Genomic DNA, 25,927 nt, shown 5'->3' with positions numbered 1-25,927 from the left:
CCAGCTCGACGCTGGCGCCGGCTCCCGGCCTTTTGAGCGACCTGCCTGGTCCGCATCCGCGGTAGGCAAGCCGGAGGTTGAGTGCCCGCGCACCTGCGGTTGCAGGGTGTGAAAAGTGCCGGGACGGGTATCTCGCCGGCCGATCTCAGCCCGATGGACGGGGGATGACGTGGCCACTGCCTCGCCCGACGAACTGCGCACGCAGCTGGTCGATGCGGTGCGCGAACTGTTCACAGCCGGGGTGATGTCCCACTCCGGCCACGCCAACGTCAGTGCGCGAGCCGACGTCGACACGATGGTCATCAGCAACACGGGACGCGTCCGCCAGCTGGGGGCCGACCAGTTCGCCATCGTCCGGCTTGACGGCGAGGTGGTCGAGGGCGACATCACGCCCGAGAACATGGAGATCGTGTCCATGCACACGCGGGTCTACCAGACCCGTGGTGACATCGGAGCGATCATCCATACGCACTCCCCGGCGGTCACCGGCTTCGCGCTGGCCAGCCGACCCCTGCCGTGCCGATACGAAGCCCTGCTCAGATTCGGGCAGGCCGAGGACGTCCCGGTCGTCCCCTGGGCTCCCCGGGGCACCGCCGAATCGGTGGAAGGCATCGTGCGGACCCTGCAGTCGCACCCCCTTACCTCGGCAGTGATCCTCGCCAACCACGGCCTGCTCGCCTTCGGCGTCCGTCCGATGGACGCCGCCCATCTCGTCGAGGCGCTGGAAGAGGCGGCCCGCGCCGAACTCGAGGCCACCGAGCTCGGCGGTGCGGTGGACTTCCCCGAAGGCGCGCTCGACGCCGTCCGCGCCGGTATTCGACGGGCCCTCTGACCCGTCCGGGCGAGGCCCGGCCCGCACGACCGGTATCGAGGCTGACCGGGTCTATGGGGTGACGACCGGCGGTCGGACGTGTCCGGATTCCCTGCCCCGTGTCGTGGGCGTCCGTCCCGACGGGTGGATCGATCGCAGGTACTCACGGTCGCCGAGCAGTTCCAACCGTCGGCGGAGCACGGGATTGTCGGCCGACTGGCTGCGGTGGCGGGCGATGGCGACCGCCTGGAGCTCACGGCTAACGAAGAGCGTCGCGTCCAGTTCGGCCGGGTCGCGTCCGACAAAGGCCGTACCGAGTTCGGCGTTGAGCTGCTCCGTGGTCGATCGGGGCAGGGCCCAGGCCAGCACCGGCAGTCCGGCCGTGCCAGCGGCGAGCAGGGCGGCCCGGGTGGCGTGGTGGTGGTCAGGGTGGCCGGTAACCCCGCCGAGGTCGAATGCCAGCAGGTGGCTGGGGCGCTCCTCGCCGATGAGTCGCAGGACGTGCGCGGCCAGCTCATCGACGGGTACGCCGGCCAGGTTGCCGTCGGGGTAGTCGTGCAGCTCGACCCGGGACAGGCCGAGTGCCGCCCCCGCTTCCGTCAGCTCCTGGGACCGGACCACTGCCAGCTCCCCTGGGCGGCCGTGCAGGGTGGAGGCCTCGCCGTGGGTGAAGCAGAGGACGCTCGCCCGGGCGCCCTGGGAGATCAGCTCCGCCAATACGGCACCGAGGCCGAAGGACTCGTCGTCGGGGTGGGCGACCACAGCCAACACGCCGGTGACCTGCCACGGGAGTGTCGGCTGGGTATGGGTGATCGGGAGAGTCATAGCAGTCACTTCCTCACGGACTACTATACCCCCCCCAGGTATGCGACATATGCCCTCGCCGCTTCCCCCGCAGCTGTCGTCAGGAGCGTTCGGCGACCACCACCGTGTCCAGCGCGTCGACGGTCCGGCCCTGCACAGTCACCGGTCGGTGAGCGGTCTGGGCCCGGCGGATCCGCAGCCCTTGCAGCTCTTTCGCCACCGACTCACGGGTGAGCAGGACGTCGGGGTCCTGCGGCCCGCCCGTGCCGCCGGAGAGGTTGGCGAGGTCGTGGCCGACCACGAGGACAATGCCGCCGGCTCGCACGGCGTCCCGGGCATGGGACAGCACGACTGCGATCTCGGCGGCGGGCAGGTGCAGGTATGCGATCAGCACCAGATCGAAACCGTCGGCCGGCGGCGTGTACGTGGTGACGTCGGCGACGTGCCAGTCGACGGTGACGTTTCGCTGGCGGGCCAGTTCCCGGCCCCGCTCGATGGCCACCGGGGAAAAGTCGACCGCCGTGACCTCCCAACCCTGCTGGGCCAGCCACACCGCGTTGCGTCCCTCGCCGGCGGCGAGGTCGATGGCTCTGCCGGGGGACAGACCGGCGACCTCCTCCACGACGAAGCGGTTCGGTTCGGCGGTCCACACGAGTTCCGGGGCGCTCGCGTACCGCTCGTCCCAGGCTCTGCTGTCCACGGTCGTGCTCCTCTCCACAGGATGCGAACGATGGTTCCCGGCGCCCTCATCCTCGCGCCGGTTCCCGGCTGGTGGGGGTCGGTTGGGCTCGGATTCGTCACCCGCCGGCCGGACGGGCGGCGGCCGGACCCGCTGCCGAAGGTGGGGAACCAGCGGAGCAGCTGGCACCCTGGACGAGCAGGCCCGCGGATGCCACCGCGACGGCGGGTGGTCCGGTCATGAGCAGTCCGATGGCGCTGACGGCGACGAGGCGATGCAGGATGCGGGGTCGGGCCGGTGGTGCGAGCATCCGGCGTACCCGGTCGACGGCGCCTGCCGCGGCGCCGAGAGCGTGCTGGGGAGTGCGGTCGGCGAGCCGGACGATGGCGGTGGCGACAGCCTGCCGCCCGTGGCGCTTGCTGGCCCGGTCGTCGGCCAGGTGCTCCACCAGCCGTCTGATCTCCGTCTCGGCCGCGGCGGCCATGGGCAGTCCGGGCAGAGCGCGGTGGAACGCGACGGCGAGGGCGACGAGGAGGTGGTGCCGGCCTCGGAGGTGTGCCCGCTCGTGCCCCAGTACGGCTGCGAGCTCGTCGGCGGTGAGGGTGTCGATCGCGGCGCTGGTGACGATGACATTGCCCGGGCGGCCGGGCAGGCAGTAGACCGCGGCGGTGGCATGGTCCACGAGGGTCCACTCGTCGCCGGCGTCCTGCCGGGCCAGCGGCAGCAGCGCGGCGAGGTGGCGACGACGCCAGCGGCGCGCACGGATGAACGTCACGATCAGACTGATCAGGAGGCGGGCGACGAGGGCCGCAGTGGCCAGCAGTCCGATGACGGCGAGAGTCTCGTTCGGGGCTCCCAGGCCCGCCAACGCACGGGTGCACGCCGCCACGATGCCCTCCAGACCAGCGGCGAGGGCAGCCGGCGGTACGGCGACGAGCAGCCCGGCGGTGAGGACGGCGACGGTGACGGACAGTTCCGCGCCGAGCCACAGCCCAACCGTGAGCCGCGGCAGGGAGGTCGTCCATCGTCCGGTCAGGGCAGGACGGGCGAGGACCGCCACCGCGGCCGCCCAGGCCAGCAGTACCAGGCTGGTCACGGGCTCGACTTTCCGCGCTGGTCCAGTAGCTCGCGCAGCGCCGCCGCCTCCTCGGGAGCCATGGCGTCGACGAACCGGGCCAGTGCCGCATGCTGGTCGGCGGCCGAGGAGAGCGCCTCGGCCATGAGCTGTCCGACGTGCTCCTCCCGGCTGGCCTTCGGGCGGTACCGGTACGCCCGGCCGGCGAGGTCGCGCTCCGCCCAGCCCTTGCGATGCAGGTTGTCCAGGACCGTCATCACCGTGGTGTAGGCGAGGTCGCGGTCCGCCATCGCGTCGACCATCTGCCGCACCGTGAGCGGCCCGGCCGCTTCCCACAACGCGTTCATCACCGCGGATTCCAGCGGACCCAGCGGGCGGTCGTTGCCGGGGTCCTTCCTTCGGAGTCGGCTCACCGGTGGACCGTACCGTCGGCGGTGAGCGGTTCCGACGCGGCCGGAGCCGGACAGGCCCGTTCGCCGGCGAGCCGACGCCGCAGTGCCCAGGCGAGCAGGACGATCGAGCCCGCGGCGAGTACGGGCTGCGCCGGAGCGAACCAGCTCATCGCGCCGCTGTAGCCGAGCGCGATCAGGACGATCTTGTTGCAGACGGGGCAACCGACGGCGAACAGGGACAGGGTCGCCCCGGTCACGCCGGTCCGCGACTCGCTGCGGCCCGCCGCCTTGTCGCCGGTTCCGGCGACGGGCGCGACGTAGGTCGCCAGGAGCAGTCCGGACAGCGCCGCGGTCACCACCAGCACCGGCCACGCCCACCAGGTGACGGCCATGTCGCGGCTGAAGTAGGGGGTGTCGATCAGGTCGGTGGGAACCGCGATCACCACCGTGGTTCCCACGGCGCCGGCGACCGCCGCCATCCACCGCCGAGCCGGCCACTCCGAGGGGCCGGTCGTGAGGTTCACTCCGGCCACGTCCGTGGCGGACGGCAGCGGGGCGCCAGCCGTTTCCGGGGTCGCGGAACGACGCCAGCGCAGCACCAGGACGGTGACCGCGGCCAACCCCGCGACGAGGAGGACCAGTTCGTCCGGTACGTCGCCAAGCGTTCCCGTCACCCACTCCTGCGCGGCGCCCTCGACGTCGGTCAGGCCGAAGCCGCCGGCTAGGCCTGCCGTGCCGTCGAAGACCAGGAAGAGCACGCCTAGGGCGACGAAGAGCAGGCCGGAGACGGTTGACGTGGTGTGCAGGTGCAGCCGACCCACAGAGAACTGTCGGCCCCGCAGCCACCGACGCTCGCCGATGCGCCACCGGTCCCAGACCAGGGCGAGCAGCAGCAGGGGCACCGTCATGCCCAGGGCGTAGACAGCCAGCAGGGCACCACCGGCCGCCGGCTGCTCGGAGGTCGCGGCGACCGTCAGGATCCCGCCCAGGATCGGACCGGAGCAGAAGCCGGCCAGCCCGTAGACCGCGCCGAGGGCGAACACCGATAGCGGGGAGTCCCCGGTGATCCGCCCCATCAACCGTTGCGCCGGCCCGAAGGCGAACCCCTTGCCGGCCAGCTGCATGACGCCCAGCGCGATGATCGACCAGCCCGCGACCAGGATCAGCGTGTCGCGGTGCTGAAAGAATGCACCGGCCACGACCGAGGACCCGGCACCGAGCGGTACCAGGACGGCGGCGAGGCCGAGGTAGAAGACGGCAGTGCGGGCAAGCAACTGGCGCGGGTTCTGGAAGGCATACGCGAAGAAGGCGGGCAGCAACATCGCGCTGCACGGGCTGAGCAGGGCGAGAACCCCCCCGAGCAGGGCGGCGAGGTAGCCGATCTCACTCACTTCGCATCCAGCTGCTTGTCGATGGCCTGCTTGAACGCCTTGTACGGCTGCGCGCCGATGATCGGCGTGTCTCCCACCAGGAACGCCGGGGTGCCGGTGATGCCCATCGAGGTCGCCTCCTGCTGATCGCGCAGGACGGCCGCCTCAGTAGCGGCGGAGGCGCGGTCGGTGTCGAACCTGGCGAGGTCCAGCCCGATGCTCTTGGCGATGTCGCGCAGCGCGCCCTCGTCCAGGGAACCGCTGTTCACCCGGCGCTCCTTCGCGTACACGGCGTTGTGGAACTCCCAAAACTTCCCCTGAGCGGCGGCGGCCCGCCCCGCGGCCGCCGCGTCGTCCGACTCGGCACCGAGGTAGGGCAGATCACGCCATTCGATGCGAACCAGCCCCTTGTCGACGTACTCCTGGACCAGCTTCGGCTCGGTCTCACGGGCGTGCCGCCCGCAGAAGGGACACTGGAAATCGGCGTACTCGATGATCACGACAGGCGCCTCGGGCTTCCCGAGCGCGAGCGGGTCGTTGGCCGCCCGCCGGGCCAGGCTGGCAAAGGGATTCTCTGTCTGGCCACCGGCCGCTCCTCCAGCGGCGGTCCCGGCGGCCGGCTCCGCCGGCTTGTCGGCGGGCCGGGCGAGGATCGCCAGGACGGCGACGATCGCGATAACGACAACCGGGCCCAGCCAGCCAGCCGCCCGACGGATCGGGGGCGTACGCCTGGCGCTCTTGCGCGTCGGCTTCGTCGGGCGTTGCATGTCTCCTCCAGCTGTCATCGGATCTACTATCTGCCTTAGTACTATCCACCTTAGTACTAGGTCTGCTAGTAGAGCAGGCGAGGGGCGCCCGGATCTACCGGGCGCCCCTCGTGTGCCAGGAGCTCAGTGGCAAGACGAGGACCCGATCGGCTCCCGGCCGACCGGCTCGCTCTGTACCGGCATCGGCAGGCCGCCGAGCAGCGCCAACGCCGGCACCACCAGGAAGCCGCCGCCCGCGCCGACCAGACCGGTGACGAGCCCGACGACGATGCCGTCGATGATCACCCGGAACACTGGCAGCTCGTGCGGCACCGGCTTCCCCTCGGCGTTCCGGCGGCCACGGATCATCGCGATCGCGGTGGCCAGCATCATGATGGCCAGCCCGGTGAGCAGGAACCCGGCCGGGATGAACTCGGCCAGCCCGGCAGGGGTGCGGGATCTGCCCGCACCCCTGCGCCGGTCGCGTCAGCGGCCGGCCGTGCTCCCGGCCAGCTTCGCCCGTACCTCGTCCATGTCGAGGTCGCGGACGCCCTGGATCACCTGCTCCAGGGCGGCGGCCGGCAGCGCGCCGGGCTGGGAGAAGACCAGGATGCCGTCGCGGAAGGCCATCAGCGTCGGGATGGACCGGATCTGAGCCGCGGCGGCCAGCGCCTGCTCCGCTTCGGTGTCGACCTTGCCGAACACGATGTCCGGGTGCGTCTCGCTGCCCTTCTCGAAGATCGGCGCGAAACTGCGGCAGGGGCCGCACCAGCTGGCCCAGAAGTCGACCAGAACGATGCCGTCGCGGGTGACGGCCTGCTCGAAGTTGGTCGCGGTCAGCGCCACGCTCGCCATGTTCCACCTCCGTGTGTTGACGGTCCACCCCCGCAACAACATACCCGTGGGGGTATCTGTTCCCGGTGGTTCCCCCACCCCGCCCGCCCTGGGGAATACGGACGTGCCTGCGGCAGGTGAGGGTCGACGTCCATACCCCCCGGGGTATGACGGAGCCTGAGGAGGAGAGATGCGAGAGGTGAATTTGGCGGACTTCGCCGCCGCGCACGCCGATGGTGCCGCGGTGGTCGATGTCCGGGAGCCGTTCGAGTACGTCGAGGGCCACGTGCCCGGCGCGCGTCTGGTGCCGCTGGCTCAACTGCCCACGGTGCTGGGGGACCTTCCCCGTAACCGCCCGGTGTACGTCATCTGCGCCAGCGGTAACCGCAGCCTCGCCGCCGCGCAGTTCCTGGCCCGCGCCGGCGTCGACGCCCGCTCGGTCAGCGGCGGCACCGGCGGGTGGGCCCGCAGCGGTCGTCCCGTCGTGACGGGGCCGGACGCATGACGCTCGGCGGGATGCTGAAGAAGATCTTCGGAAAACCGTATGCCTCCGTCGGGCCCGAACAGGCGGCCGCCCTGGTGGCTGGCGGAGGGTTGCTGCTGGACGTGCGGGAGCCGGCCGAATGGCGGGCCGGTCACGCGCCCCGGGCGCGGCACATCCCGCTCGGCCAGTTGGCGGAGCGGATCGGTGAGTTGCCGGCGGACCGGCCGGTGGTCACGGTGTGCCGCTCGGGAGCACGTTCGCGGCAGGCCGCCGCGCTGCTGGCCCGCGAGCGGGACCAGGTCCACAACCTGGCCGGCGGCATGCGTGCCTGGGTCGACGCCGGGTTGGCGCTGCAGGCGAAGGGCGGCCGGCCGGGTCGGTTGATCTGACCCGGCCATGACCCCTGCCGAGGGTCACCGGAGGACGGGACCTTCGGCCCGGAATATACCCCCGGGGGTATACGCTATCGTGGGTACATCGCTGGTCATCACTGCGAAGGAGTTCAGCACGATGTTGTTCACCCAGTACTACCTGGACTGCCTGTCCCAGGCCTCGTACCTCGTCGCCGACGAGGCCACCGGACGGGCGGTGCTCGTCGACCCGCGCCGCGACATCGACGAGTATCTTACCGACGCGCAGGCCCACGGCCTGACCATCGAAGGGGTGATCAACACCCACTTCCACGCCGACTTCCTCGCCGGTCACCTCGAGGTGGCCGCGGCGACCGGCGCGTGGATCGGCTACGGCCACCGCGCCGAGACCGAGTACCCGAGCCGCAAGCTCCACGACGGGGAGCGGATCAGCCTCGGTGACGTGACCCTGGAGATCATGGAGACGCCGGGCCACACCCCGGAATCCATCAGCATCCTGGTCTACGAGCACGCCGACGACGCGGTGCCGTACGGGGTGATGACCGGCGACGCCCTCTTCATCGGTGACGTGGGCCGCCCCGACCTGCTCGCCTCGCTCGGCGTCACGGCCGACGATCTGGGCCAGATGCTCTACGACAGCGTGCAGCGCAAGCTCATGGGTCTGCCCGACGAGGTCCGGGTCTTCCCCGCCCACGGCGCCGGCTCGGCCTGCGGCAAGAACCTCTCCACCGAGCGGCAGTCCACCATCGGTGAGCAGCGCCGCACCAACTACGCCTGCGCCCCGATGAGCCAGGAGCAGTTCGTCGCCCTGGTCACCGGCGGCCAGCCGTCGGCGCCCGGCTACTTCGCCTTCGACGCCGTGCTCAACCGCAAGGCCCGCGAGCTGTTCGACCACAGCAAGGCGCCGCGCCCGCTGGACGTCGCCGAGTTCGCCCAGGCCCGTACCGAGGGCGCGGTCGTGATCGACGCCCGCGACCCACAGGAGTTCGCCGCCGGTCACCTGCTGGGTGCGATCAACATCCCCGCCGACGGCCGGTTCGCCGAGACCGCCGGCAGCGTGGTCGCCCCAGACCGCAAGGTGCTCGTGGTGGCCCCGCAGGACCGGGAGGAGGAGATCGTCGTACGCCTCGCCCGGATCGGCTTCGACCAGGTGGTCGGGTACCTGCGCGAGCCGGAAGGGGCCTTCCTGGAGATGGTCGCCGACATGACCCGGGCCAGCCGGGTCACCGCCACCGAACTGCGCGAGGCGCTGAACGGGGCCGAGGTGCCGCTGGTGCTGGACGTCCGCAACGCCGGTGAGCGCGAGCAGGGCGCCGTCGACGGCTCGCTGCACATCCCGCTCGCCGAGCTGACCCGGCGCCTCGACGAGGTGCCGACCGACCGGCCGGTCGTCGTGCACTGCGCCGGCGGGTACCGCTCCTCCGTCGCGGCCAGCCTGCTCCGCAACGCCGGACGGCCGGACGTCTCCGACCTGCTCGGCGGGTACGGCGCCTGGCAGACCATACTCGACCCCGCCGCCGCCTGAGACAAGCGGCGGGAATCGCCGCGGCGGGTGACCACGGGCTCGGGCCCGGCGGTCACCCGCCCCGCGGCGCCTGACCGGCCTCCGCTTCCGGACCCTGCCGGGACTGCTGACAACCGAGGGGGTGGCTTCGCCGTCGGGGGCAGCAGCCCAAAGGCGCTCGCCGAAGCGCTCCTACTACCTGCCGCCGCTGGACGAAGGAAGCCTCGAGGAGAGGAGCTCACATGACCACCGACAAGGACCTGCTGGACGGGCAACTGGAGCACTGGCAGCGCACCTTCGTCGCCAACCCGGAGATGTACGGCCCGGATCCCAGCGAGCCTGGTGCCTACGCGAGGGACCTCTTCAGGCGCGAAGGAATGACCGACGTGCTCGAACTCGGCGCGGGGCAGGGACGAGACACCCTCGCCTTCCTGCGGGCTGGACTCAACGTCACCGCGCTGGACTACGCCTCCGACGCCCTGGCCGGATTGGAGCGCGCCGCGAAGGCGTCGGGTCACCGGGCGCAGCTGACGGCCGTCGCGCACGACGTCCACCAGCCGTTGCCGTTGCCGGACGCCAGCGTTGACGGGGTCTACAGTCACATGCTGTTCAACATGGCGCTGACCATGTCAGAGCTCGATCACCTCGCCGCCGAGGTGGCGCGCGTGCTGCGCCCCGGCGGGCTGCACGTGTACACCGTCCGGCACACCGGCGACGCGCACTATGGTGCCGGGACCGCCCACGGTGACGACATGCACGAGAACGGCGGCTTCATCGTTCACTTTTTCGATCGCGCCCTGGTCGACCGTCTCACTCCGGGCTGCACCCTGCTCGATGTGACCGAGTTCGAGGAGGGTGGCCTGCCCCGCCGCCTGTGGAGGATCACCCTGCGCCGCAGCGAAGCCCCGCAGTGAGGCGAGCCTTCAGGGATCACCCAGACAACCCATGGTTCGCGGCCTGATGTTTTCGGGGTGGACTGCTCGGCTCGAACGCACCGTCCCACCCCTGCTCGCCGAGCAGGAATTCCGCCTCGCCGGAATGGAACAGCCATTCGCTACGGCGCCGCCTCGACGCCCTGAACGCCAAGTCGAGCAGGAGCGTCAGGTGCGACCGACCTCCGCCGCCCGGCCCTCGGCCCAATCGCGCATGGCGGCCTCCAAGGTCCGCGCGATGTGGCGGTGATCAGCGCCGGCGGGATGTCGGTGCGGACGGCCCGGGCCGCCACACCCTCCTCGATCATGCGTTCCACCACGTCCAGGACGGGCGGGCGGGCTGACGTGCTCGCCGGCGTGGCGGCGCCCTGCCGACCGGTGCGTCGGGTGCGGGCGGTGGCGGTGACCTGCCGCATGAGGGCTTCGATGTCGCTGGCGGTCACCTCGTCCAGCCGCAGATGGCCGAGCGTGGCCGCCATGCGGTTCCAGTAGGTGCCGTAGGTGCCGTAGGTGCGGCGGGTGCCCGGACTGGCCGCGGCCGCGACGCGCTGGAGGTAGTCAGCGAGCTTCGGTATGCGCCGCGACGGGTCGGGGTGGGCGGCGAGGTCGGCCGAGGTGGGCCAGGAGCAGGCCGCGTCGATAGATCAGGGCGAAGCAGGTATACGCGTCGCCGGGGCGGCGGAGGTCTCGCGGGTCACCGCGAGTGGGTGCGGCTGTCCGGTCATCGCCGACAGCGCGGCGGCCACATCGTTGAGGTCGGCTTTGATGTAGGTGGTGGTGGAGGATCCGGGGCTGTCGGTGTGGCCGGCGTAGGCACGCGCGATGCCGTAGCCGAAGTGGCGTTCCACCCAGGTGAGGGTGGTGTGCCGCAGCCAGTGGGTGGAGATGCCCTGGGCGGCGACCCAGGGCATGCGCTCGCCGATGCGTTTCCACAGGTGGTCGTAGCGGCGGCTGCTGATGGGCTGCCCGTTGCGGTAGCGCAGCAGCCGGTCGGTGGGCTGCACAGCGCCGCGCGTGTTGGCGTGTTCGTAGAGGTGTTCGGCGAGGTCGAGGGTGATCGGCTGCCACCGTACGGTGCCGTTCTTCTCGGTCAGGCGCACGAGCCCGTTGGTGCGATCCAGGTCGACGAGGCGTAGGGCGAGAGCGCCGCCGCGCCGGCAGGCGGTCTCGGTGTGCAGGCGTAGCAGGAGGGCATCGAGAAAGACGTCGTTGCCGCTCGTGCGCGCCACCGCGTTGATCTCCTCCAACCCCTGCGGGGTCAGGGCGCGGCGTGTGCTGGGGAGGCGGCGGGGTTTGGCGACGCGGTGAGCGGGACTGGCCGAGACGTCGATCAGGCCGTCGGCGATGGCCCGGGAGTAGAAGGCGCGGGCCGCGGCGATCACGTGCTCGCCGGCGTGTCGGCCGTTGCGGCTGTTGCGCCGCGACCGAGCCGTGGCGGTCATCTGTTGCTTCATGGCCTCGACGTCGGTGGCGGCGACCGCGTTCAACGGCCGGTCGCCCCAGGCTGCGGCCATGCGCTGCCAGTAGGTGCCGTAGGTGCGTCGGGCGCCGGGGCCGGCTGCGGCGATGACGCGGGGCAGGTACTCGGCGACGGTCGGCAGTGTGGCTGGGCCGCTGGTGTGGGATTGGAGGTCGGTCAGGGTGACGCCGAGGTGAGCCAGTACCTGCCGGGCGGCGGCGATCGCGGTCGGGTCAGCGGACACGGCCGCCTCCCGCCAACTGGGTGTGTAGATCGGCGACGAGCCGGGCGACCGTGCTGACGGGATGAACGACGAGCAGGCCCTGGGCAATGAGCGCGGCGAGCAGCACCGGCTCACCGGGCTCGATGCCGCACATTCGCCGCGCCGACGACGGTAGGGGCAGCGCGCCTCGACTACCCACCCTGTACCGGCCGTTCTCAGCCATGCCGATGACGAGCATCCGCTGATGCGGTTGGATGTCGAGACCGTGTCCCGGCTGCCAACCCAATGCGTGCAGAATCTGCTGGTCTGTAATGCGGCCGCACGGGGACGGGAGAGCCATTCCCAACAGCAGATCAGGAGCGTTGAGGGACGCCGGAAGTGAGGGCCGGGCGGGCAGTACTGGCATCGGTGCCGGACAGGGGCGTGGGCAAGCCGGCAGGGTTCTGGGAACGAGCGGACGGACGAGCTGTTCGCCGTTCGATCGAGAAGGTGTCATGACCGTGCAACCGCGCCGCGCCCCTCGCAAGCGCCCGGACCACGACACCTCCCGCCAAAGCCAGTCAGGCCACGAGGCGACGGCCAGCAGGAAGCGCTGCCGCCGCCTGTGATGGGTCGCGGTCTCATCGCGTCGACGCTGGCGCTTCAGCCGACAGAGCGAGGTCCTGCGGAGCTGGCAGCGGCCGACGATCACTACCTGGTAGTGACCGCACCGCACCTAATCGGCGAAGAAGTCACGCACGCCGAGGCGATACTGAACAGGGGCAGACCATGAACCGCGACGACGCAATCGAAGCCGCAAAGCAGCCAATCGACTGGACCGACGCAACCGTCGACACCACCGCCAGGAAGGCCACGATGGTGTACTCCACCCGCCTGCCTGACGACCTCGCCACCTGGCTTGAGGACGAAGCACCCCCCGCGGCATCAACCCGTCAGCAGCCCTGCGCGAGCTTGTCGCCGACGCCAAGCGCACCGCCGAACAAGACAAGACCGTCACCGTACGGCTGTCAGAGCTCCATCAGGTGATCAACCAAATCGCGGACCGAGCCGCCTGACGTGCGTATTCACGACGTCGAGAGCTGACGCGCAACCTGCTCGGCGGCCTGCTGACTGAGTTTCTGTCTCGGCGGTCGGTGCTGCTGGTCAACGTTCCGGTCGGCGTGGTGACGACGGCGCTGGTCGCGGGGCTCTCCCGGCAGCGGCCGGGCGTCACCTCGGCCTGCCGCGAAACAGGCCGGGGCCGGATCGGGCTCGCCGCGCTGACCGCGTTCGACCGCCCCAGGGACAGGTAAGCCGACAGGCCCTGCCGACGGGTACGGCCGCGCGTTCCTCGACAGCGGTGTGCTCCTCTGGGGGCGACCAGCACGCGTCCGTCAGGCAGCGGAGCGACCGCGATGAGCGCCCTGGCCCACGACGCCGTCCGGCTGCTCACCGCCCACGGCCGCCGGGCACGACGCGCCACCGACGGCGTCCTGGATTGGCGCGCGGCCGGCCTGCCCGTCCAGGCCAGGGCCGCCTGAACCCGACCACCTGTTCGGCACGCTCGCCACGACGGGCGCCGACATGCCGACCGACACAGCCGCGACCGCGGAACTCCACCCGCTCCCAACGGGCCGGTGAAAGACCTGCATTAGGGGCCCTTTGCCCTATTCCGTCCAACACCAGCGATGTCTACTTACGGCCATGAAGGTACTGCTCATCATCAACGGCTCGGCCTACGGCTCCGACGAGACATTCAACGCGATAAGGCTCGCCAAAGCCCTGGCAAAGCGCCAAGACACCGAGCCCCGCATCTTCCTCATGGGTGACGCGGTCACCTGTGCCATCGCTGACAGAAAACCCCGGACGGCTACTACGCCCTGGACCGTATGCTGAAATCCTTCACCCGCCACGGCGGACGCATCGCCTGCTGCGGAACCTGCCTCGACGCCCGCGGCCTGACCAAGGAGCACCTCATCCCCGAGGCACCCCGCTCCTCGATGGATGAACTCGCCGCCTGGACCGTCGAGGCCGACCAGGTCCTCACCTTCTGACAGACCCAACGAAGCCACGTCCAGTGGCGACCCTTGTCGCGGCGCTGCCGACCTCCGACATCTTGCAGGCTTGTCGGCTCCTTCGCGGACCCGTCGCCACCATGCTGGTCGCTCGCCTGGCCGCCGCCGTGTTCCTCGGGCTGGGCATCGCCGCGGTATACCCACCCTGCTGACCGCCGTCGGCGACGGCGTTCATCCGGCCTGACGCGCCCGCGCGCGCTCGGCGTCTACCGCATGTAACGGGATAGCGGCTTCGCCGCCGGTCTCCAGTCTTCGGAGCCGTCGCCAACCTCGCCGGTATCCGCGCCGCCATCGAGTCGTCGCCGCCTTAACGCCGCCTCCGGCCGCTACGCCGCCCTGCGCATGGACGAGACACATCAGGTGTCATCACCTGGCGGCCCGTCGACACGCTTGTCGGGGGCCGGTTCAAGACATCGGGTGGGCGGCTTCGGCTGCGGTTGCGCATCGGCGAGGGCGTGGGGCTGGCCGGTCATGGCGGCGAGGGCGGTGGCGACGGCGTGGAGGTCGGCTTTGATGTAGGTGGTGGTGGCGGGTCCGCGGCGGTCGGTGTGGCCGGCGTAGGCGCGGGCTACTCCGTAGCCGAAGTGGCGCTCGACCCAGGTGAGGGTGGTGTGCCGCAGCCAGTGAGTGGAGATGCCTTGGGCGGCGACCCAGGGTAGGCGTTCGCCGATGCGTCTCCAGAGGTGGTCGTAGCGGCGGCTGCTGATCGGCTGGCCGTTGCGGTAGCGCAGCAGCCGGTCGGTGGGCAGGACCCCGCCCCTTGCCTGGGCGTGCTCGAGGAGGCGTTCGGCGAGGGTGGGGGTGATGGGTTGCCAGCGCAGGGTGCCGCCCTTCTCGGTGAGGCGGACCAGGGCGTGGGCGGTGTCGAGGTCGACCAGTCGGAGGGCGAGGGCGCCGCCGCGGCGGCAGGCGGTTTCGGTGTGTAGGCGCAGGAGAAGGGCGTCGAGGATGACGTCGTTGCCGCTGGTACGTGCGACCACGTTGATGTCCTGCAGTTCCTCGGGCCTGAGGGCGCGGCGGGGGTTGGGCAGCCGGCGTGGTTTGGCGACCCGGTGGGCTGGGCTGTCCCCAGGGGTGAGGTAGCCGTCGGCGATGGCCCGGCGGTATACGGCGCGGGCGGCCGCGATGACGTGCTCCCCGGCATGACGGCCCTGCCGGCCGGTGCGTCGGGACCGGGCGGTGGCGGTGACCTGCCGCATGAGGGCTTCGATGTCGCTGGCGGTCACCTCGTCCAGCCGCAGATGGCCTAGGACGGCGGCCATGCGGTTCCAGTAGGTGCCGTAGGTGCGGCGGGTGCCCGGACTCGCCGCGGCCGCGACGAGGGGTAGGTACTCGGCGAGCGTCGGTATGCGGCAGGACGGATCAGGGTGGGCGATGAGGTCAGCCGGGGTGAGGCCGAGGTGGGCCAGCATCTGCCGGGCGGTGACGATGCGTGACGGATCAGTGGGCATGAGAAGCCCCTCGGAGGACGGCGGCGTGCAGATTCGAGAGGAGCCGCGTGATGGTGTTCGAGGGGTGCACGACGAGCAGATCGCGCGCCGGAACTGCCGCCAGCAGCACCACCTGGTGCGGGCCGATGCCGCACATCTGCTGGGCCGCGACCGGCAGAGGTAGTGCCCCGCGGGCGCCGACGGTGTGCCTACCGTCAGGTCTCGCGGTGACCAGGAGAAGGCGGTCGGTGACGTTGACGTGGAGGCGGTGACCGGACGGCCAGCGCAGCGCCCGTAGCAACGCCCCGGCGGCCACCCGGCCGTCGGCGTCCGGGCGGGCCACGTCGAAGACGATGTCGTCGACCGGTTCCCGCGCAGCTGGGAGGGCTGCGGGCAGCTGCGGCATTGGAGCCGGTGGCTGTGCCGGGCGAGGAAGCGGGGTGGGGATGACCGCGCCGATGAGCTGCTCGTCGAGGGTTCGGCGGGGCGGTTGCCGGGCGGTCGTCATGGTGACCGCCGCAGCCGTTCGCGCGGCCTCAGCGTGTGGCGCTGAGAGCCCTGATCGTCGATGGGTGCACGGGTGCTACGGGGTGTCCTCATCGGGAGCCACCGGGGTGGTGAGCTCCCGTGATCCCACACGAAGACTGGTGTCCGAGGGGGGATCGGACACTCGCGGGTAGCACCCATATACAAAATGGGTGCTCATGCGACTAAGGATAGCTCAATGCAGAGCGTAAACGCTACAGGCGCAAGCCGGCCACAGGCACCGTCGCGCAACCAACGAAATAGATTTCATGCGCCTCTCCAATGCCCAGCGTCTTTGCCGCGATGGAGGAAGCCACCTTCCTCACCCGCTTCGCCCGCAGCGTCACCATCATCCATCGCCGGGACACCTTCCGCGCCAGCCGGATCATGTCCGAGCGGGCGCTGAGCAACGACAAGATCCACGTGGCGTGGAACAGCGTGGTCGAGGAGATCCTCGGCAGCGACGGCGCCGTCGCCGGAGCTCGGCTACGGGACGTCCACACCGGCGGGACCCGGGTCTTGGACGTCACCGGCGTGTTCGTCGCCATCGGCCACGACCCGCGCAGCGACCTGTTCCGCGGCTACGTCCCCCTCGACGACGACGGCTAGTCACCGTCGACTCCCCCCGGCACCCGCACCAACCTGCCCGGCGTGTTCGCCGCCGGTGACCTCGTCGACCACACCTACCGCCAGGCCATCACCGCCGCCGGCACCGGCTGCTCCGCCGCCCTCGACGCCGAGCGGTACCTGGTCGCCCTGTCCTAACCGGCGCCGCCCGAGGTCCGGCCGGCTCGGCCGGACCTCGGGCTGACGGCTATCCGCGCATGCGGGAGGCGATGTCGGCGACCGTCGCTTTCGCGGTACGGCCGGCACCCACCAGCGTGGCTGACGCCAGCCCCGTCCAATCGCCGTAGCCGAGCAGGTAGAGGCGGGCCTCGTCCACCGACCGGGTGCCCTCGGTGGCCACCTCCCCCTGCCGCCATCCGGGCAGCAGCGGCGCGAGGTGGGTGAGGTTGGCCTAAAAACCCGTACACCAGATGGCGGCCTCGCAGTACTGCTCGGCGCCGTCCGCCCAACGCACGCCGCGGTCGGCACGAACATCGGGCGGGGGTGCAGAACCCCGCGATCCCGCGCTTCGCGGACGCTGAGCAGCATCACGATGTCCCCAAGGTCGCTGACACCACCACCGGCACCGCCGGCGGCCTTGCGGGTGGCCACACCGAACAGCACCCGGCCGTCGACGTCGTCCGGCATGAACCGCGCCGGGCGCAGGGTGACCCAGGTGGCCTCGGCGACCCGGGACACCTCCGCCAGGATCTGCGCCGCCGAGTTACCTCCGCCGACGATCACGACCCGCTGCCCCTGGAACTCCTCCGGCGAGGTGTAGTTCACCAGCGCCGTTCTCGCGAAAAGAATTCTGCGTCAGGACGTCGCGTAGGTCGGTGCCAAGGGCGGAGAAACGGCTGACGATGTGCTCAACCCTGATGCGCTCTGCGGCGCCCGCGCCGGCCGCAGCACTCAAGATGGCCTTCACATCGTCGATTCTCCGGGCGTAGTCCCAGTACTTCGGGCGGTTGTCGAGCCACGTCTCGAAGATGTCGAGGCAGGCCGGAGCGTGCTGAGTGGCGTTGCTGCTCATTCGTTGCAGAGCCCGGAAACTCGGATGGAATTCCGGGTCGCTGACCATGATGTTGCGCAGCTGGGCAAGGGACCAATCCTCGTCGAAGGCGCCGCTGAGGTACCAGTCGTCAAACGTCTGCAGCTCGCGGTGCCCCGAACTCGGGTTGGCCGTCGCGAGCCGGTATTCCCAGAGCTTCATGAGGCGGTCGCGGTGGGCTGGGTCGAGCGGAACAGCGGCGGCGAGCGAATTTCCCGACATCTCCACGATGACGGCCGCAGCTTGGACCGGCGCTTGTTGATAGAACCTGTGCAGCAGTTGGTCCGGGTCATCCAGGCCGATGTCGCCGAACCAGTAACGCCGACCGAGGTGGCTGGCGAGCCGGCTGGCTCGCATCACCGCCCAATCGTCGTCGCCGTCCGAAGACAGCTCGCGAACAGCGCGCTCGTAGTGGGGCAGCAAAAGATCCCAGAGCTGATCTGACGGGGCCGGGTTGTCGAGGAAGCCATCCCAGGCGGCCGTCCAGGTGTCGTTAAGGCTGCTGTCTTCGGGCAGGATCTGATCGAGGTGCTCGCGTGTCCAGGAAGGATCGATGAAGTGCAGCACCGGCAGGTTACGGCCAAGGGTTTCAGAGACCGCTGCTGACCCATCGAGTCCGCTGAGGTGCTGCTCGATGAGGGCTAGGACCTCTGCCGGCGGCTGGGAGTCTGCCCGGCGCTTCCACAAGCCGAGCTGGATAGCGGTGTGCAGCGCGGCCGGACGGACGGCGTCGAGCGCGGATGAGGCGGGATCGGGCTCGTACTGGGGATCGGGATCAGCGATGGCGGAGCGGACGATCGCCCAGATCCGGGGCTCACATCCCGCCGGAATCGGGCTGTCGGTGTAGCTCAGCGCGGTCCCGAGGATGTGCAGGACGTTGTAGCGCGCCCGCCGCCACTGCCGGACGGCGCGCGTCGTCGCCATGGCCGCAAGCTCCGCCGCGGCTTGATCGTCAACCCAGCCGAAGAATTCGATCAGCGCGGCCCAATCGAGCTCGCGGCGATCACGCGCGGCAACGGCGAAGCCTTCGAGGATCGCGCTGGCGTGCGCAGGATCGACTCCGGCGAACGCGCCGGCATCGTGGGACCGCTGCTCGGCGGCGGCAGCGATCGACGCGCTCAGGGCATTGCAGATCGCCGAGCGGTCGAGGCCGCGCCAATCCTGAGGGGGCTGCCAGCGTGCCAAGAACTCAACGAGCTCCGCTGCCGGAAGTGCCTGGAGCTCGCCGGCGTCAACCAGGGATTCCTGGGTCCAGGAGCTGGTGAAGCGCACGGGCACGACGGATAGATCCGAAGCCGGCCCGCATTGGGTCACGAGCTGTTGGTATCGGTCTCGAGCGACCGAATCGAGGACTGGTTCGAGGGGTGCGAGGCGGTCACGTATCCACATGCCAGCGAGTTGCTGCACCATCGCGTCCGGATCCGGATGGTCGTGGGCGTCGGAGAAGCGGTCCCGCCACCGGCCGGTGTCTGGGCCAGCCAGGATCGCATCGACAAGCTGCTGCACCTCGTGCGGCTCCAGCAAGGCATGGACATCGCGCAGGAACAGCTGAAACTCGTACTCGGCACCGCGGTCAGCCAGCAGGTCTCGCTCGAACAGGTAGCGACGGACCAGGCTCAGGTCGTCCCGACCGTGTTCTCGTACCAGGTGCAGCGCAAGCCGACGAAAGATCAACGCGTGGTGCTGCTCCAGAACATCGAGAGCGTGCTGCAAGGTCGTTTGACCGGACGAAACCAGCTTCTCGGCAATGGAACGCACGGCGTCCACGAGGGCGTCTCGCGCATCCGGGCCGGACGAATTGTCCTCGTCGGCGAGCAGCGACGGCCGCCAGAACCGCGAGTTGTCCTCGCCGTCCGCCTTGAAGGTCTCGACCGCGGCATCGAGCAGGCCTGCGGCGAAGGCCAGCATCGGAAGGCCAACGACGGACGCAACGGCTGGCAGCGAGGTTCGAATGATGCTGACGTAGTCGTAGATCGCGACTGCCTCCTGGCCGCGTTTGGGCACGTCTCTCAGCACACCGCGGATGAGGTCGTCGGCGGCCTCGGCATATCCTGCCTCCGCCAGCCGAACAGCGAGCTCTCCAACCTCGTCGGCCGCGATCACGCCGAAGGGGCCGGGCATCGAGGCGACGATCGTCGGCACCAGTCCCACTCCGTGAGCTGGCGAGAGGGTCAGGGCGATCTTCACCAGGTCCCAGATCACGTAGCTGTTGTCCGTCGCCGGGATCTCAAGCGCCGCCTCGATCGTCGCCTGTGGGCTGTCGGTGGCTACCCGAACGAGGTATTCCGACTCCGGCCACCGGCGCAGGACGGCTGACTCGTTGCCGGGCAGGATAGGGGGTGGAGGGTTGGTGAAAAAGCCGTACTCGCGCAGAACGCCTAGCCAAGCGGCTGATGCTCGATTGAAAAAGTAACGTCGAGCCGTCTCGTTCGCGGGAAACTTCTGCGCAAGGCACTCAGCGTGCTCGGCTACCGGGTTCTGCTCCGCTAGAAGCAAGTCGAGGCTATCGAATACTGCGCTGTAACGCAGCTCGAAGCGCTCGAGGACGAGATCGAACAGTGCCTCCATCTGGGAGAAGAACTCTCGAAAGCCGGCATCCATGGGCCGGGGATACTCAAGCCCGTTGCGGTGCGCACGCTTGTGCAGTCCGATTGGCACTTCGGGGTTTTGGTCGAGCCAGAACTCCCTCAGCGGGTGCGACTCCGGTATCTGAAGATCCGCGCAGATCGCAGAGATCTTCAGGCTTCCGGACTTCTTAGCCTTGCCGGCCGCTCGGATCTCGGCCGGGCCGACCTGTGCCATCGCGCGCTCCTCCAAGACGGCACGCAGCGCACTATCGACCTCGCGAAGCGCGTGGCCGACCATGTGGGTGGTCACTGGGCGCGCGGGCGACTCAACCATCCGGTCGCAGGCTTCCTTCCAGAACTCCGCCGCCCCAGGCCCTACCAGGCGCAGGAGACCGCGATAGATATCTGCTTGCCGCGCAGTCAGCGAGAGCTGCGCGACACCGTTGCCCTGAGTCATTGCCGCCCTCATCGCCGATGTTTGTGCTCGCCGATGGTAGAGCAACAGCGCGTGCTGGCTCTGGTGGATTTCGTGCTACCGCATCGAGGCACCGACGATCGGATGAAGTTCAGCTCTCGCTTGTCCGGATACCTCAGTCAAACCCTGCAGATGACGTCTCGGGACCGGCTCGCCCCAGCCACGCGAGCTCCTGCCCATCCTCGGCGGCACGGGATGAGCCGCCGGGATATCGGGTGGACATGCGGCTTCCTGGCGTGTCACTCTCGGCGGCTCGGCGAACACCGGGCGCGGTGTGGGCACCGTCTCGGATCAGCGGCGAGGTCATTGTGGAGATCAAGTCTCTGGAACAACTGCGAGAAGCCGACGAGCGCACGCAGCGGTTCACCCCGGGCGGGCTCAGCCTTGACAGGATCCTTACTCCGGAGTCAGCTGCGCAGTTCCAGCAGGAACTCGTCGCGGGCCTCGACCTTGCCCCTGAAGTCGCGGCCGGAACGCGGCAGAGCTTTGATCAACTGCGCACGATCTACGCGTACGGAGTGCTCTGCTACGACATCTTCACCATCGTCGACGGCCACGCCCTGCTGGTCATCGAGCACGCCCTGCGAGACCGGTTCCTCGAGTTTCACGCCGGCACCGTCACGTTCGTCCGGCCTAGCGACCAGCGAGAGTTCCGCGTGGACGCCACCTCCTACGAGCCGATCATGGACTTCCTCAGAACGTCTACGGGCAAGAAGTCGCGGCTACGGGTGGGCGCGGGACCGACCACTGTGCGATTCAATGGGATGCTCGACGGACTCCACCAGTGGGCCCGGGCAGCGGGACTGCTGCGCGGGCAACGCAACCGCGGCCACGAGCGCGTGTCGATGCAGCTGCGAAACTTCGTAGCGCACCCGACCTCAGCTCATCTGCTCACGCCTGTCGATTGCGTTCGCACGTTGAGGGATCTGGCGGAATTCATCAATGAGCTGTGGGGCCATCCGACCCCTGGCGGCCGCCTGTACTCGGCACCGAGCGAACGCAACATAGTCGTGGTCGCCTGGGACGAACAGGGCGGCACGCAGACGTTCCTCGCCGAACATCTCGGTGGCGGTCCCCAAGAAGGCGACGACAAGCTGTGCTGCGTCATCCTGCGAGGCCGCTTCCACCCGGGCATCCACGAGATGGACCCCGGCCTCGCCCATTTCGATAGCCGATTCGAGAACACCCTCTTTCCCACCGACTACCTGTGGGGTCCCGGCACCCTGGCCGACGCCAGCGATTGGTACGCCAGACACCAACCGCAGCCGGACGAAGTCGACCATCTCGACCGAGTCTTCGCCATCCGCTACGACGGCGGGCAGCTCTACCGGCCGATGCGCACTGATATCGCGGCCGGCCTCGAACCCGAGGACCGAGCTGGCCTGTGGCACCTTGTTCGCGCCGACCACCCCGACGACGCGCTCGGTCACGCGCGCAACCTGATAACCGGCGACCTCGGTTGCACCAGCGAGGGCGAATGCCGCATCTGCTACGCCTCTGGGCTCGCCGCCGGCCCGTGGCATGATCTCATCGATCCCGGATCGGTTAGCCCCGCAGCGCGTCACCAACTTTCCGTTGACCTGCGCCTGTCGAACGTCTATGCCCGATCCAAGCCAGTTACGCCCGTCTGAAATCCGGTGACCACGGCTCGGATGATCGCCGGTATCCTGCGCCGATGGCGGGAAGTCCGCTACGCGAGTTCGACGACGGTGCCGGGTTCTGGGCAACCCGGCGCGGCTGGCCAGTAAGCCTGCTCGGTGCTTTCTACCGCGACCGGTGGGCGACCAGGTCGTGCCTCTCGACCTGCGCGGCTCGTAAGACGTGGCGGGCTACCTGTCGAGCGCCCGGGAGCACATCCCCACCGGCCTACTTGAACAGCACCGCGATCAGGATCCCGATCGTGATCACTGCGGCGATGGCGACGCCGAGGCCAGTTCAAAAGATGTTAGAGCGTCTTGAGTGGCGTCGATGGACTCGCCGACGACAGCTACCCGCCGACGGCAGGCGCCCGGTCATGGGACGGCTGAGCGCGGTGGCCTACACGGACACCGCCGCACTGCCACCACCGAAGTGATGCGGCCGGCCGCCAGCGTCCGCCACCCGTGACGGAAGGCAGTGTGCCGCTTGCCCACTCCCGCTCTTAATTTCGGGTCAAACCCGAACAAAGCGTGTTCGTTCCTCAAGCACCCTTGCAGCACCGGTGGTGTCGGCGAGCCTCGTGGCAAGGGTCGCCGTCGCGAGCCGCGGCGGCAACGCAGCGCTGAACTTGAGTCCCTCCATCGCCTTCTCGTTCACGTCAGGCAGACAGATACGCTGCTCCGCGTCCGCGGTCAGCTCTCGCCATGCGGCAGGCGTGAGATCCTCTCGCAGGCGGATCTGGCAGTCGTCGAAGCGCTGGATTGGGTCGACCACCTCGCTGAGGGTGGCCGCCAGGGTGGCGTTGGCGCGGAACCCGGCCCAGGTCCACCAGCGCAGGTCACCGCCTTCGTCCCGGCTGATGACGTTGCCACCGGGGTGGACCAGGGACGATCGCTCGTCGCGCTCGATGGCCAGCCTGTCGGTCGCGCGTTTGGTTAGCCGTACGGGTGGGTCGCTGCCCAGCAGCACATCCCGCATGGCATGGGTCAGCTCGAAGCCAAGGCCTGCCCAGCCGCGGTTCGTCCAGCGGGCCTTGCCGCCGCCGTCGGCCGGTTCCACATAGCAGCGCCGGCGCCGCCAGTCGACGTACACCACGCGCCAGCTCCGCGCACCCAGGAGCACCCGGCGATCACCGTGTACCTCCTCGGTCAGCAGGCTCGAATCGATCCGGCCGACGTCCCTGCGGCCGTACAGGACGGTGAATTCCGGTGGACTGGTGAAGACGGTCGTCATCTCCATGAAGTGCCGGTGGCCGAACCGCTTCTCCGCCTCGGGGCCGATGAACAGCATTTCACCGTCGACGTCCAGGAATCCGTGCTCCACCAGGAACGGCACTATCGGCTCGGCGCTGCGGTCAAACGGGGACAGCCCGTTCCACCACTGCTGCCACACGCGGTCGCCGACCCGGCCCTGTTGAAGGCAGAGCGCGAGGATCTGCTGGGCGACGATGTGGCGTGGCTCGGGGGGTGCTGTCACCGGCTCCACCCAGCCGCGCCCCCACAGCAGCAGCACCGCAGCGGCGACCACCAGTGAATCGCCGTCGCGGGCGAGCACGAGACAGTTGCGGACACTGCCGGGTCGACGCCCGGTGCGGCCGAGCCGCTGAAGGAAGGACGCGACTGTCGACGGGGCGTCGATCTGTATGACGCGGTCTAGGTCGCCCACGTCGATGCCGAGTTCGAGGGTGCTGGTGGAGACGATGACGCAGTCGCGCGCCTCGGCGAACGCTTGCTCTGATCGGCGTCGCTCGTCGGTGGACAGGGAGGCATGCGACAGAAAGGTGGTGATCCCTCTGGCACGCAGGAGCTGCCCCAGTTCCTCGACCGTCTGCCGAGACTCGCAAAAGACCAGGCGTTTCTCCCCCGCGTGCAGGGACGCGATGACGGTCGCGGCGTTGGCGAGCGAGCCAACGTAGTCCAGCTCGATATCTCCCGGCGGTGGCCCGGCCACAGCGTTCGAGTGGATGCCCGGACCCTCCGGCGAGATGACGCGCCCGGGGCGGGTGCCCTTCCCGGAGCCCTGCAGCCATCCGAGCAGCTCCTCCGGGTTGCCAACCGTCGCGGAAAGTCCGATTCGCTGCACCGGCGTGCCGATGACGCGGATCAGCCGCTCTAGAACGGCCAGCAGGTGCCAACCCCGGTCGTCGCCTGCGAATGCATGTACCTCGTCGACGACGACGGCGCGGAGGCCTGAGAAGAACGCCCGGTGGTCCACGTTGGGGCTGACCAGCATGGATTCCAGCGACTCAGGGGTGGTCAGGAGGATGTCGGGCCGGCTGGCCAGGATCGCCCGGCGCCGCGGCGCGGGCACGTCCCCGTGCCAGAGGGCGGTTCGCCGGCCCAGCCACTCGGCGTACCGCTCGAGTCGGGGCAGCAGGTTGTTCAGCAGCGCCTTGAGCGGGCACAGATACACCACGGATGCGCCGGACCAGCCCTCGGTGGCCATCCGGGATAGCAGGGGAAAGACAGCTGCCTCGGTCTTGCCACCGGCCGTAGGTGCGAGTAATAGTGCGTCGTCGCCGGCGAGCAGCGGGGCGATGGCCGCCTGCTGCATCGGCCGCAGGTCGGGCCAGCCGAGGGAGTTGACGATGTGGTGGACGACAGCTGGGTGGAGTTCGTCGACGGTCACGGCAAGTCCAGCGACACGTCATCGGCGCTGGCCGCGTTTCGCTCCACCTCGGTCATCTCGGTGGTGGACAGAGTCAGTGCGTAGTCGGATCTGGGATCGAAGTCGGGGAACTGGTCAACGCGGTCGAGCACGTCACCGATCAGTTTCTTGAGGAACAACCGGGGCGCCACGCCGACCTTGCCGCCGAGTCGACCGGTCAATGCAGCGCCGAGGTCGGCGACGTACGTGTCGTCGACGAGCCGGGCGATCCGGTCCGGTTCGGCGACGTTGGCCGCGAAGATGTCCCGTACCCGCACGCCTAGCTCGCGCAGCGTTTCGGGGGTGAAGCCGGGCAACCGCAGCTGCACGGCGCGGGGGTTGTCGAAGCGAGCGTCGGCGGTGAAGTCGGTGGCCAGCCGTTGGGCCAGCGGCGCTAGCCGCTGCACCCCCTGCGGCCCTTCGAAGAAGGCGGGAGTTCCGGTAATTAGCAAATACAGCCCGGGGAAGCGGCCAGAGTCGACCTCGTCGATCAGCTGGCGCAGCGCGTTCAGGGCCTTGTCGCGCACATCGGACCGGGCCCGCTGAAGGGTCTCCACCTCGTCCAGCACCACCAACAGCCCGGGGTGTCCGCTGTCGCGCAGCACGGTGAGCAGGCCCTGGAGGAAGCCGAACGCGCCGAAATGGTCGAGCTCTCCGCGTACACCGGCGGCCCGGCGGACAGCTGCCGCAACCTGTGGTTGGCCGCCCAGCCAGGCGACCAGCCCCTCGGCCGTCGCAGGATCATTGCGGTGCAGCGCCGCGCGGTAGCCGCGCAGGGCGGCGGCAAAGGCGGGCGTGGTACGGGAGACCTCGGCCAGCCGGCGTTCCAGCACGGCCTCGGCCGCGTCGCCGGCTTCCTGGTCGAGCAGGAACAGCCAGGCGTCCAGCACCGCCCGCAGCGCCGAGGCGGGGAACTCGGAGGTCTGCAGCGATTCGCAGATCCGTCGATAGACGGTCTCCAACCGGTGCAGCGGCGTCTCCGTCTCGGAGATCTGCACCTCGGCCACGGCCATGCCCTGGCGCTTGGCCCGCTCGGCGAGCCAGCGGGCGAAGAAGGTCTTGCCCGAGCCATACTCTCCCCGGACCGCCTTGAAACCGCCACCGCCAGCTGCCACCCCCGCAAGCTCGGCGTCCACCGCAGGCGTGAAGCGATCGAGGCCGACCGCGAGCACGTCGAGCCCGTTTTGCGGTACGGTGCCGCGACGCAAGGCATTGATCACTTCCTGGCGCCGCCGGGTGCTGAGCTGCACG

Annotated in this window: 24 protein-coding genes and 3 pseudogenes; 11 read left to right on the top strand and 16 right to left on the bottom strand. The window is 69.6% G+C overall.

The window, feature by feature from the left end; genetic code table 11:
• Positions 1-169: 169 nt before the first annotated feature.
• Entirely contained in the window at positions 170-832 is a 663-nt protein-coding gene (locus FB454_RS19885; protein WP_221488043.1) for a class II aldolase/adducin family protein, read from the top strand.
• Between the two features lie 51 nt (positions 833-883).
• Here the strand turns inward: FB454_RS19885 and FB454_RS19880 are convergent, their stop codons facing one another.
• The 8 genes and pseudogenes from FB454_RS19880 to trxA form a co-directional block, all read right to left on the bottom strand.
• Positions 884-1,636, bottom strand: coding sequence for a PIG-L deacetylase family protein (locus tag FB454_RS19880; RefSeq protein ID WP_145752067.1), 753 nt, complete (start codon positions 1,634-1,636; stop codon positions 884-886).
• A 79-nt stretch (positions 1,637-1,715) separates the two neighbouring features.
• A complete protein-coding gene (locus FB454_RS19875) occupies positions 1,716-2,315 on the bottom strand; it encodes a class I SAM-dependent methyltransferase (RefSeq protein WP_145752065.1) in 600 nt (199 codons plus the stop codon).
• 97 nt (positions 2,316-2,412) lie between these two features.
• On the bottom strand, positions 2,413-3,390 hold the full coding sequence (locus FB454_RS19870) for a M56 family metallopeptidase (protein ID WP_145752063.1): 978 nt from the start codon (positions 3,388-3,390) through the stop codon (positions 2,413-2,415).
• Complete coding sequence (locus FB454_RS19865; protein WP_145752061.1) at positions 3,387-3,782, bottom strand: BlaI/MecI/CopY family transcriptional regulator; 396 nt, start codon at positions 3,780-3,782, stop codon at positions 3,387-3,389. The genes FB454_RS19870 and FB454_RS19865 overlap by 4 nt, the downstream gene beginning before the upstream one ends.
• Entirely contained in the window at positions 3,779-5,152 is a 1,374-nt protein-coding gene (locus FB454_RS34935; RefSeq protein WP_184975730.1) for a cytochrome c biogenesis CcdA family protein, read from the bottom strand. Before FB454_RS34935 ends, FB454_RS19865 begins: the two co-directional genes overlap by 4 nt.
• On the bottom strand, positions 5,149-5,898 hold the full coding sequence (locus tag FB454_RS19855; RefSeq protein WP_145752059.1) for a DsbA family protein: 750 nt from the start codon (positions 5,896-5,898) through the stop codon (positions 5,149-5,151). Before FB454_RS19855 ends, FB454_RS34935 begins: the two co-directional genes overlap by 4 nt.
• A 174-nt stretch (positions 5,899-6,072) precedes the next feature.
• A pseudogene (locus FB454_RS19850) lies at positions 6,073-6,318 on the bottom strand (TSUP family transporter); the annotation flags it as partial.
• 45 nt (positions 6,319-6,363) lie between these two features.
• Positions 6,364-6,732 carry a thioredoxin gene (gene trxA / locus FB454_RS19845; protein WP_145752058.1) on the bottom strand — a complete coding sequence of 123 codons (369 nt, stop codon included), beginning with the start codon at positions 6,730-6,732 and terminating at the stop codon, positions 6,364-6,366.
• A 169-nt stretch (positions 6,733-6,901) separates the two neighbouring features.
• Here trxA and FB454_RS19840 point away from each other — a divergent pair, with 169 nt between their 5' ends.
• The 4 genes from FB454_RS19840 (at position 6,902) to FB454_RS19825 (ending at position 9,984) form a co-directional block, all read left to right on the top strand.
• On the top strand, positions 6,902-7,216 hold the full coding sequence (locus FB454_RS19840; protein WP_145752056.1) for a rhodanese-like domain-containing protein: 315 nt from the start codon (positions 6,902-6,904) through the stop codon (positions 7,214-7,216).
• Positions 7,213-7,584, top strand: a complete 372-nt coding sequence (locus tag FB454_RS19835) for a rhodanese-like domain-containing protein (RefSeq protein WP_184975727.1) — start codon at positions 7,213-7,215, stop codon at positions 7,582-7,584. The genes FB454_RS19840 and FB454_RS19835 overlap by 4 nt, the downstream gene beginning before the upstream one ends.
• 121 nt (positions 7,585-7,705) lie before the next feature.
• Positions 7,706-9,091: an MBL fold metallo-hydrolase gene (locus FB454_RS19830; RefSeq protein WP_145752054.1), complete on the top strand. Its 1,386-nt coding sequence runs from the start codon at positions 7,706-7,708 to the stop codon at positions 9,089-9,091.
• A 221-nt stretch (positions 9,092-9,312) separates the two neighbouring features.
• The gene (locus tag FB454_RS19825; RefSeq protein ID WP_145752052.1) at positions 9,313-9,984 is read left to right on the top strand and encodes a class I SAM-dependent methyltransferase; all 672 of its coding nucleotides are present in this window, start codon (positions 9,313-9,315) and stop codon (positions 9,982-9,984) included.
• Positions 9,985-10,124: 140 nt separating this feature from the next.
• Here FB454_RS19825 and FB454_RS19820 read toward each other — a convergent pair whose 3' ends face one another.
• From FB454_RS19820 to FB454_RS19810, 3 genes are all read right to left on the bottom strand, one after another.
• The gene (locus FB454_RS19820; protein WP_145752050.1) at positions 10,125-10,481 is read right to left on the bottom strand and encodes a hypothetical protein; all 357 of its coding nucleotides are present in this window, start codon (positions 10,479-10,481) and stop codon (positions 10,125-10,127) included.
• Between the two features lie 165 nt (positions 10,482-10,646).
• Entirely contained in the window at positions 10,647-11,705 is a 1,059-nt protein-coding gene (locus tag FB454_RS19815; protein WP_145752048.1) for a tyrosine-type recombinase/integrase, read from the bottom strand.
• Positions 11,695-12,024, bottom strand: a complete 330-nt coding sequence (locus FB454_RS19810; protein ID WP_145752046.1) for an AbrB/MazE/SpoVT family DNA-binding domain-containing protein — start codon at positions 12,022-12,024, stop codon at positions 11,695-11,697. The genes FB454_RS19815 and FB454_RS19810 overlap by 11 nt, the downstream gene beginning before the upstream one ends.
• 428 nt (positions 12,025-12,452) lie before the next feature.
• On the opposite strand from FB454_RS19810, the gene FB454_RS19805 reads away from it, so the two are divergent.
• The 4 genes and pseudogenes from FB454_RS19805 (at position 12,453) to FB454_RS35460 (ending at position 13,717) form a co-directional block, all read left to right on the top strand.
• Positions 12,453-12,710: a hypothetical protein gene (locus tag FB454_RS19805; RefSeq protein ID WP_145752043.1), complete on the top strand. Its 258-nt coding sequence runs from the start codon at positions 12,453-12,455 to the stop codon at positions 12,708-12,710.
• 107 nt (positions 12,711-12,817) lie between these two features.
• Positions 12,818-12,976: a hypothetical protein gene (locus FB454_RS34930; RefSeq protein ID WP_184975721.1), complete on the top strand. Its 159-nt coding sequence runs from the start codon at positions 12,818-12,820 to the stop codon at positions 12,974-12,976.
• A 102-nt stretch (positions 12,977-13,078) separates the two neighbouring features.
• Positions 13,079-13,204: a hypothetical protein gene (locus tag FB454_RS35465; RefSeq protein WP_263643355.1), complete on the top strand. Its 126-nt coding sequence runs from the start codon at positions 13,079-13,081 to the stop codon at positions 13,202-13,204.
• 163 nt (positions 13,205-13,367) lie between these two features.
• Positions 13,368-13,717 (top strand): annotated as a pseudogene (locus FB454_RS35460) (DsrE/DsrF/TusD sulfur relay family protein).
• Between the two features lie 377 nt (positions 13,718-14,094).
• On the opposite strand, the gene FB454_RS19790 reads toward FB454_RS35460, so the two are convergent.
• Both FB454_RS19790 and FB454_RS19785 read right to left on the bottom strand, forming a co-directional pair.
• Entirely contained in the window at positions 14,095-15,189 is a 1,095-nt protein-coding gene (locus FB454_RS19790) for a tyrosine-type recombinase/integrase (RefSeq protein WP_145752042.1), read from the bottom strand.
• Positions 15,179-15,676: a hypothetical protein gene (locus tag FB454_RS19785; protein ID WP_145752039.1), complete on the bottom strand. Its 498-nt coding sequence runs from the start codon at positions 15,674-15,676 to the stop codon at positions 15,179-15,181. The genes FB454_RS19790 and FB454_RS19785 overlap by 11 nt, the downstream gene beginning before the upstream one ends.
• A 314-nt stretch (positions 15,677-15,990) precedes the next feature.
• On the opposite strand from FB454_RS19785, the pseudogene FB454_RS19780 reads away from it, so the two are divergent.
• A pseudogene (locus FB454_RS19780) lies at positions 15,991-16,458 on the top strand (NAD(P)/FAD-dependent oxidoreductase); the annotation flags it as partial.
• Between the two features lie 49 nt (positions 16,459-16,507).
• On the opposite strand, the gene FB454_RS35180 reads toward FB454_RS19780, so the two are convergent.
• Positions 16,508-16,660 (bottom strand): hypothetical protein, encoded by a 153-nt coding sequence (locus FB454_RS35180; RefSeq protein ID WP_222433933.1) that lies wholly within the window; start codon positions 16,658-16,660, stop codon positions 16,508-16,510.
• A 3,947-nt stretch (positions 16,661-20,607) separates the two neighbouring features.
• On the opposite strand from FB454_RS35180, the gene FB454_RS19765 reads away from it, so the two are divergent.
• Positions 20,608-22,023, top strand: a complete 1,416-nt coding sequence (locus FB454_RS19765; RefSeq protein ID WP_145823290.1) for a hypothetical protein — start codon at positions 20,608-20,610, stop codon at positions 22,021-22,023.
• Between the two features lie 520 nt (positions 22,024-22,543).
• On the opposite strand, the gene FB454_RS19760 is transcribed toward FB454_RS19765, so the two are convergent.
• The gene (locus tag FB454_RS19760; protein WP_357155523.1) at positions 22,544-24,658 is read right to left on the bottom strand and encodes a DEAD/DEAH box helicase; all 2,115 of its coding nucleotides are present in this window, start codon (positions 24,656-24,658) and stop codon (positions 22,544-22,546) included.
• The gene (gene brxD, locus FB454_RS19755) at positions 24,655-25,926 is read right to left on the bottom strand and encodes a BREX system ATP-binding protein BrxD (protein WP_357155522.1); all 1,272 of its coding nucleotides are present in this window, start codon (positions 25,924-25,926) and stop codon (positions 24,655-24,657) included. The genes FB454_RS19760 and brxD overlap by 4 nt, the downstream gene beginning before the upstream one ends.
• Between the last annotated feature and the right edge of the window lies 1 nt (position 25,927).

This window comes from Micromonospora sp. CNZ297, assembly GCF_007827625.1.
Note: the sequence above shows the minus strand (reverse complement) of the source record. Positions and strands in the feature narration are given on the sequence as shown.